Here is a 7,629-nt window from a genome sequence, read left to right as displayed (position 1 = left end):
AGGAAATCAAAATGGTGGGAAACTGAAAATAACTATATAAAAGAAGTTGTTACAATACGATTAAACAAGTTAATTAATAGTAGGAAGGAGTTTATTGTACTCCTTGATACTTTTAAAAGCTTAATGGCCTCAATTTCTAATCATACTACTATTAAAAATAAATCTGATGTATTAGATGACTTAATAAAATTCGATAAACTCTATAATAATTTATTGGAGAATAATTATTATAATGATTTTTTATCTTTCTTTATTCGAATACACGTACAGTACTTAGCAAATGAGCTTCAGCGATTAAATGAGGAAAACGATGTATTAAAAAAAGGAAAGGAAATAGTTCCGATATTTACAAGCTTTATGAAACACTGTCAGCAAGGCGATATAGAACTGGAAAATGTTATGAGCCGAATATATGAGAATGAATTATTAGCGAAAGGGAAAAAATAGTATGGTAAAAGTTTTAGTAACAGGTGCCGATGGTTTCATAGGTTCACATTTAACAGAAGAATTAGTTAGACAAGGCTACGAAGTTAAAGCATTTATTTATTATAATTCATTTAATTCATGGGGCTGGTTAGACACAACTCCAGAAGATATAAAGCAATCGATTGAAGTGTTCAGTGGCGATATTAGGGATCCACATGGCGTAAAAGAAGCGATGAAAGATTGTGATGTCGTTTTACATTTAGCAGCTTTAATTGCTATTCCATACTCTTACCATTCACCTGACACTTATGTAGATACGAATATAAAAGGGACATTAAATGTTCTACAGGCTGCAAATGAGCTCGGAATTAGAAAAGTAGTCCATACATCTACAAGTGAAGTTTATGGAACTGCCCAATACGTACCAATAGATGAAAATCATCCTATACAAGGTCAGTCTCCTTACTCAGCTACAAAAATTGCAGCAGATGAATTGGCAATGTCTTTTTATCGGTCTTTTGAAACACCTGTAGGTATCATTAGACCATTTAACACGTATGGACCAAGACAGTCTGCAAGAGCGGTAATACCTACGATAATTACTCAAATAGCATCGGGTAAGGAAAAGATTGAATTAGGTTCATTATCTCCAACGAGAGACTTTAACTATATAAAAGATACCGTAAATGGATTTATATCGTTTATGGAGAGTAATAAATCTATTGGGGAAACTATTAACATTGGCAGTAATTATGAAGTATCGATTGGTGAAACGGTACAATTAATTTCTAATGTACTTAACAAAAAAGTTGAGATTGTCACCTCTGAGCAACGTACTCGACCTGAGAAAAGTGAAGTGGAGCGACTTTGGGCAGATAATAAAAAGGCAAAAAATGTACTGGGTTGGAAACCGTCTTTTGGTGGAAAAGAAGGATTTAAAAGAGGCTTAAAGGAAACTGCAGAATGGTTTCTTGATGAAAATAATTTATCAAATTATAAGGCAGATGTATATAACATATGAGTGCCAATATATGGAGAGAACTAGCAAGAGAAATTCATAGCTTACAACCGGGTAAAACTGTTTTACCGCTACATGAACCACTATTTGAAGGAAATGAAAAAACTTATGTGTTCGATTGTATAGAAGCAGGCTGGGTTTCTTCAGTCGGAAAATATGTTGATCGATTTGAAAATATGTTGGCAGAATATACAGGGGTTAGGCGTGCAATTGCTGTGATGAATGGCACTGCCGCACTTCATATTGCATTGAAATTAGTTGGTGTGCAGCCAGGTGATGAGGTTCTTATTCCGTCCTTAACATTTGTCGCTACTGGGAATGCTGTAACGTACTGTGGAGCCAAGCCTCATTTTATAGATGTATCTAAGGCAACGCTCGGTGTTGATCCTTATAAATTAGATGATTACTTAAAGGAAACAGCTATTATTAAAAACAATGTATGCATTAATAAAAAGACGGGCAATATTATTCGTGCAGTAGTCCCAATGCATACTTTTGGTCATCCGGTGGATCTTGACCCATTACTAGAAGTATGTGATCGTTTTAGAATTATTATGGTGGAGGACGCAGCAGAATCTTTAGGATCTTTATATAAAGGAGTACATACAGGTAATTTTGGAAAAACTGCTGCTCTCAGTTTTAATGGTAATAAAATTATTACAACTGGTGGCGGAGGTGCAATATTAACAAATGATGAAGGCTTAGCCAATTACGCTAAGCACTTAACAACGACAGCCAAAGTCCCGCATAGCTGGCAGTATGTACATGATGAGATCGGTTATAATTATCGTATGCCAAATATTAATGCTGCATTAGGTTGTGCACAGCTGGAAAGTATAGAAGGCTATCTATGTAAAAAACGTTCGCTTAATGATAAATACCATCAAATTTTATCAAAATATGACGGTATAACTTTGTTTAAGGAAAATAGCAACTCAAAAAGTAACTTTTGGTTACAAACAATAATCTTGGAACCAAGTCAATACAGTGTTGAAACTGCGCTAAAAACATTGATTGAAAACAAAATTATTGCAAGGCCTATTTGGAAACCACTCCACTTATTAAAACCGTTTGTTGATTTTGAGCGATCAGATTTATCAATTACTGAGCAACTACAAGATCAAGTAATTAATCTTCCAAGTAGTCCATATTTAGGGGAATGTAATGATGGTAAAAAGACGTAAAATTTGTGTAGTGACTGGAACACGTGCAGAGTATGGTTTACTCTATTGGTTAATGAAAGAAATTGAAGATGATCCTGAATTAGAATTACAATTGATTGTAACTGGGATGCATTTGTCACCGGAGTTTGGATTAACGTATAAAGAAATTGAAAAAGACGGATTTGTAATTAATGAAAAAGTGGAGATGTTGCTTTCTAGTGATACGCCTGTTGGTGTAGCTAAGTCCATTGGTCTAGGAACAATTGGGATGGCGGACACTTTAAATAGGTTAAATCCCGATATACTAGTATTACTTGGAGATCGATATGAAATATTAGCTGCAGCACAAGCCGCAATGGTTTTGAGTATTCATATTGCGCATATTCATGGGGGAGAAGTTACACATGGAGCCTATGACGATTCGATTCGACACGCAATTACAAAAATGAGCTCATTTCATTTTGTAACAACTAACCATCATCGTGAAAGAGTAATCAGACTAGGAGAACATTATAGTAGAGTACACAACGTAGGGGCTTTAGGTGTGGAAACCATTAAAAAAATGAAGTTTTATGAGTTACAAGTTATAGAACAAAAAGTTGGTATTTCTTGTGCTGGCCCCTTGTTTCTAATCACACAACATCCCACGACTTTGGCAAATGATCCTATTGAGGGAACTAAGGAACTACTCAAAGTACTCGAACATTTCAATGATACTGCACTAATTTTCACAAAAGCAAATGCTGACAATGAAGGCAGACGAATAAATAAACTTATTCAAGAATTTGTAGAATCTAATCCACAAAATAGTAGATTATTCGATTCATTAGGACAACAATTGTATTTAAGTGTCCTTAAGAGAGCTGATGTAGTAATAGGAAATTCCTCTAGTGGTCTACTAGAAGCAGCTTATGTTAATACACCTACAGTTAATATTGGAGATCGGCAAAAAGGAAGAGCGAGGCCTAAGTCTGTAATTAATTGTATTGCAGAAGAAGAAGAAATTTATAAAGCAATACAAAAGGCATTAAGATTTAAGTTTGAGAAAAATATTAACTATAGAATTTTTGGTGAAGGAAATACTGCCTCTAAAATTAAGCACATATTGAAAAAATCTAATATTGATTCAACAATTAAAGCCTTTTATGATGGAGAGATAATATGAAAAAAGTTTTCATTATCGCTGAAGCGGGCGTTAATCATAATGGTTCGCTAAAATTAGCTTATAAGCTGGTCGATGCTGCAGTTGAGGCACAAGCGGATGCGATTAAGTTTCAAACGTTCAAAACGGAGAAGCTTGTCACCAAAACAGCTAAACAAGCGGATTATCAAAAGAAAAACATAGGTGAAGTTTCTTCGCAGTTTGATATGCTAAAAAAGCTGGAATTAAGCTATCATGATTTTAAACAATTAAAACAGTATTGCGATGAAAAAGACATCATATTTTTATCTACACCTTTCGATCTCGAAAGTGTGTATTTTTTAATTCATGAGTTAGAGTTACCCGTAATGAAAGTACCTTCAGGAGAAATCACAAATGCTCCATATTTGTATGAAATTGCTAAACAAGGGATAAGGGTTATCCTATCCACGGGAATGGCTACTATGGAAGAAATTCATTTAGCACTTGCGTTTTTAGCATATGGATATTCCGGTAATAGTTCTATTTCGTTAAAAGAAGCAAAATCTTTTTATGAAACGAAGGAAGCCAAGACATTGCTTAGAAATAAAGTGAGCATTCTTCATTGCACTACGGAGTACCCTACACCGGTTGAAGATGTTAATCTTAATGTAGTGGATGGAATGAAAAAGGAATTCAATCTTCCTATTGGGTTATCGGATCATTCAGAAGGGATTTTAATACCAATTGCAGCAGTTGCAAAAGGAGTTTCCATAATAGAAAAGCATTTTACGTTAGATAAAACGTTACCTGGACCGGATCATGTAGCGTCTCTAGAACCAGCCCAATTAAAAGAAATGGTACAATCAATTCGAGTTATTGAAAGTTCTTTAGGAGAAGAAAAGAAAAAGCCCCTGAAACGTGAATTAAAAAACAAAGAGGTTGCTAGGAAAAGTTTAGTAGCTGCTAAATCAATTAAAGCGGGAGATATGTTTACAAAAGAAAACCTAACGATTAAACGGCCTGGAACAGGGATTGCTCCTTATCATTATTGGAATTATCTGGGGGAAAAATCAGATAAAGACTACGAGGAAGATGAGGTTATCAATGATTAATAAATTTAAAATAGGTTATTTTGCAGATGGTATATGGGCGCATAGAGCTTTGGAATTGTTATTAGATGACAAGCGTTTACAAATCTGTTTTATTTGTGTCCGATATGATTCTGAAGACATTATATTAAAAGACTATGCACAGAGACATAAAATTGATTACTTAAAGCATGAGGATATAAATTCAAACGATTTTCTTGCACTAGTTGAAAAATATAATTGTGATTTGTTTGTATCTATGTCATTTAACCAAATTATGAAAAGAGATATCATTAATATGCCTCCATATAAAACAATAAATTGTCACGCAGGAAAACTCCCCTTTTATAGAGGTAGAAATGTACTAAATTGGGTTCTTATAAATGGGGAAAGTGAGTTTGGGATAACTGTTCATTTTATCGATGAAGGTATAGATACTGGTGATATCATTCTCCAAAAAACGTATCCAATTAAGGAAACAGATGACTATCGATCGTTATTAAATCTAGCTTATACAGAATGTGGAAAGTTATTGTATGATGCAATTAATCTCATACAAAATGAAAATGTAACAGTAACTAAACAAAAGGACATTCACCCCGTTGGGTTTTATTGTGGTAAGCGAAAAGTAGGAGATGAAATTATAGATTGGAATCAAAGTAGTGAAGATCTGTTTAATTTTATTAGAGCCATATGTTATCCTGGTCCAAAGTCGAGGAGTTTGCTTAGAGATAAAGAAATAAAAATTAATAAATCAAGAATAATACCAAATGCTATCGAGTATAAAGGAATTCCTGGACAAGTAATTGGCAAGACAAATAATGGGTTTATAATAAAAACAAAAGATACATTTCTCGAAATAATAGATTATGAATATGATGGACAAATTAGAATTGGTGATAGATTGATAAAATATAATACAAATAACTTATCTTAGAATATGTGGAAACGTGTTTAAGGAAGTGTAGACAATGAATAAATGGACAAAAATACTTATACCACCTTCGACAACTATTTTAGAAACGATGGAAATCATAGATAACTCTTCTTTACAATTTGCTGTAGTAGTCGACAAAGATAATAGATTAATGGGAACCATTACAGATGGCGATATTCGTCGAGGCATTTTAAAAGGTTTTTCATTGGAAACTACTGTTGAAAAAGTAATGAATGACTCTCCTGTTTACGAATGTGAAGGTAAAGATCAATTTTACTATAAGGAAATTTTAGAACAAAATAAGTTGAAGCAATTACCGATTGTAAATGAACAGATGCAAATACTTAATATTGTTTTTTCAAATGAGATAAAGACGTTACCTAATAAAGAAAATGTTGTTGTCATTATGGCTGGAGGATTAGGGACAAGGCTACAGCCTTTAACAAATGATACTCCGAAACCAATGTTAAATATTGGAGATAAACCAATTTTAGAAACAATCATAGAAAGCTTTAAAAGCTATGGGTTTTCAAACTTTATCTTATCCGTAAATTATAAAAAAGAGCAGATAAAGAACTATTTTAAAGACGGTCGCTTATTAGGAGTAACGATTTCTTATATTGATGAAGAGAAAAGACTCGGAACCGCAGGCGCTCTTTCTTTATTACCCGTTAAGCCTAAAAAACCTTTTTTTGTGATGAATGGAGACCTGCTTACAAAAATAAATTATGAACAATTGCTCGATTTTCATGTGAATTCTAAATCATCAGCAACAATGTGTGTAAGAGAGCATGAATATCAGATTCCATATGGCGTAATCGAAACAAAAAATCATCGTCTTGTATCAATTAAAGAAAAACCTTTGCATCGTAGCTTCGTTAATGCGGGAGTTTATGTTTTGAACCCTGAAGCTCTGCGATATGTTCCTACGAATACTTTTTTTGATATGCCTGAGCTCTTTAACAAACTTATGGATAAAAGGAAAGAAATATCTGCATTTCCTCTTAGGGAGTATTGGATGGATATTGGTAGAATGGATGATTATGAGAAAGCTAATGGAGAATTCTCCGAGGTGTTTTCATGATCAATAACAAAACAATTCTAGCTATTATACCTGCTAGAGGTGGTTCAAAAGGAGTTCCACGTAAAAATATAAAAAAACTCGCAGGGAAGCCATTAATTGCTTGGACGATTGAAGAAGCGAAAAAATCAAAATATATTGATCGACTAATAGTATCCTCAGAAGATAAAGAAATTATTAATGTGGCAAAGCAATATAGGTGTGAAGTTCCATTTGTTCGCCCAAAGGAATTAGCATTAGATGACACTCCCGGAATAGATCCGATCTTACATGCATTGGAACAATTCCCTTCTTATGATTACATTGTTTTATTACAGCCAACTTCCCCTCTAAGAACGGTTAATGATATTGATAATGCTATAGAAACAGCAATTGAAAATAATGGTATAGCTGTAGTTTCAGTCACTGTATCTGAAAACACTCCTTATTGGATGTTCAAGCTTGATAAAAATAATAAAATGAAATCTTTTTTAGAAAATAACAAGTTACCCATTCGCAGACAGGATCTATCCAAAGCTTATATGCTTAACGGAGCTATATATGTTTCAGGTACAGAAAAACTAATCCAGCAAAGAGCATTTATTCAATCAGAAACAATCGCTTATATTATGCCCAAAGAAAGGTCATATGATATTGATAGTGAACTGGACTTTAAAATGTGTGAATTGCTGCTAAGTGAAAAATAAATAGATCAAATATAGAGCTATCAGAATAGATTAATCATCATACCCCTTATTCAATACAATGGCTTTCTGAACAAATTTAGGACACTTACTTTTGCTGCCTATGTATC

Annotated in this window: 8 protein-coding genes; all 8 read left to right on the top strand. The window is 33.6% G+C overall.

The annotated features are described in order from the left end of the window. Positions 1-447: hypothetical protein (locus tag ACLIBH_RS13120; RefSeq protein WP_439317168.1), on the top strand; the 447-nt coding region annotated here is incomplete at its 5' end. A 1-nt stretch (position 448) separates the two neighbouring features. Next, positions 449-1,447, top strand: a complete 999-nt coding sequence (locus ACLIBH_RS13115; RefSeq protein ID WP_439317167.1) for an NAD-dependent 4,6-dehydratase LegB — start codon at positions 449-451, stop codon at positions 1,445-1,447. Continuing rightward, positions 1,444-2,628 carry a LegC family aminotransferase gene (locus ACLIBH_RS13110; RefSeq protein WP_439317166.1) on the top strand — a complete coding sequence of 395 codons (1,185 nt, stop codon included), beginning with the start codon at positions 1,444-1,446 and terminating at the stop codon, positions 2,626-2,628. Before ACLIBH_RS13115 ends, ACLIBH_RS13110 begins: the two co-directional genes overlap by 4 nt. Next, positions 2,609-3,772 (top strand): UDP-N-acetylglucosamine 2-epimerase, encoded by a 1,164-nt coding sequence (gene neuC / locus ACLIBH_RS13105; RefSeq protein WP_439317165.1) that lies wholly within the window; start codon positions 2,609-2,611, stop codon positions 3,770-3,772. Before ACLIBH_RS13110 ends, neuC begins: the two co-directional genes overlap by 20 nt. Continuing rightward, entirely contained in the window at positions 3,769-4,842 is a 1,074-nt protein-coding gene (gene neuB / locus ACLIBH_RS13100) for an N-acetylneuraminate synthase (RefSeq protein ID WP_439317164.1), read from the top strand. The genes neuC and neuB overlap by 4 nt, the downstream gene beginning before the upstream one ends. After that, complete coding sequence (locus ACLIBH_RS13095) at positions 4,835-5,755, top strand: methionyl-tRNA formyltransferase (RefSeq protein ID WP_439317163.1); 921 nt, start codon at positions 4,835-4,837, stop codon at positions 5,753-5,755. The genes neuB and ACLIBH_RS13095 overlap by 8 nt, the downstream gene beginning before the upstream one ends. Before the next feature lie 34 nt (positions 5,756-5,789). Further along, complete coding sequence (locus ACLIBH_RS13090) at positions 5,790-6,839, top strand: nucleotidyltransferase family protein (RefSeq protein ID WP_439317162.1); 1,050 nt, start codon at positions 5,790-5,792, stop codon at positions 6,837-6,839. Then, on the top strand, positions 6,836-7,522 hold the full coding sequence (locus ACLIBH_RS13085) for an acylneuraminate cytidylyltransferase family protein (protein ID WP_439317161.1): 687 nt from the start codon (positions 6,836-6,838) through the stop codon (positions 7,520-7,522). Before ACLIBH_RS13090 ends, ACLIBH_RS13085 begins: the two co-directional genes overlap by 4 nt. Positions 7,523-7,629: the final 107 nt, after the last annotated feature.

It is taken from the genome of Virgibacillus sp. W0430, from assembly GCF_051846935.1.
In the GTDB taxonomy this organism is placed as follows: domain Bacteria; phylum Bacillota; class Bacilli; order Bacillales; family Amphibacillaceae; genus JBPYCR01.
This window is presented reverse-complemented; position numbering and strand designations above follow the sequence as displayed.

Bases quoted from the DNA above. Each gene is read 5' to 3' on its own strand.
- ACLIBH_RS13115 (WP_439317167.1), top strand. From the start codon at position 449: ATGGTAAAAGTTTTAGTAACAGGTGCCGATGGTTTCATAGGTTCACAT.
- ACLIBH_RS13110 (WP_439317166.1), top strand. From the start codon at position 1,444: ATGAGTGCCAATATATGGAGAGAACTAGCAAGAGAAATTCATAGCTTA.
- neuC (WP_439317165.1), top strand. From the start codon at position 2,609: ATGATGGTAAAAAGACGTAAAATTTGTGTAGTGACTGGAACACGTGCA.
- neuB (WP_439317164.1), top strand. From the start codon at position 3,769: ATGAAAAAAGTTTTCATTATCGCTGAAGCGGGCGTTAATCATAATGGT.
- ACLIBH_RS13095 (WP_439317163.1), top strand. From the start codon at position 4,835: ATGATTAATAAATTTAAAATAGGTTATTTTGCAGATGGTATATGGGCG.
- ACLIBH_RS13090 (WP_439317162.1), top strand. From the start codon at position 5,790: ATGAATAAATGGACAAAAATACTTATACCACCTTCGACAACTATTTTA.
- ACLIBH_RS13085 (WP_439317161.1), top strand. From the start codon at position 6,836: ATGATCAATAACAAAACAATTCTAGCTATTATACCTGCTAGAGGTGGT.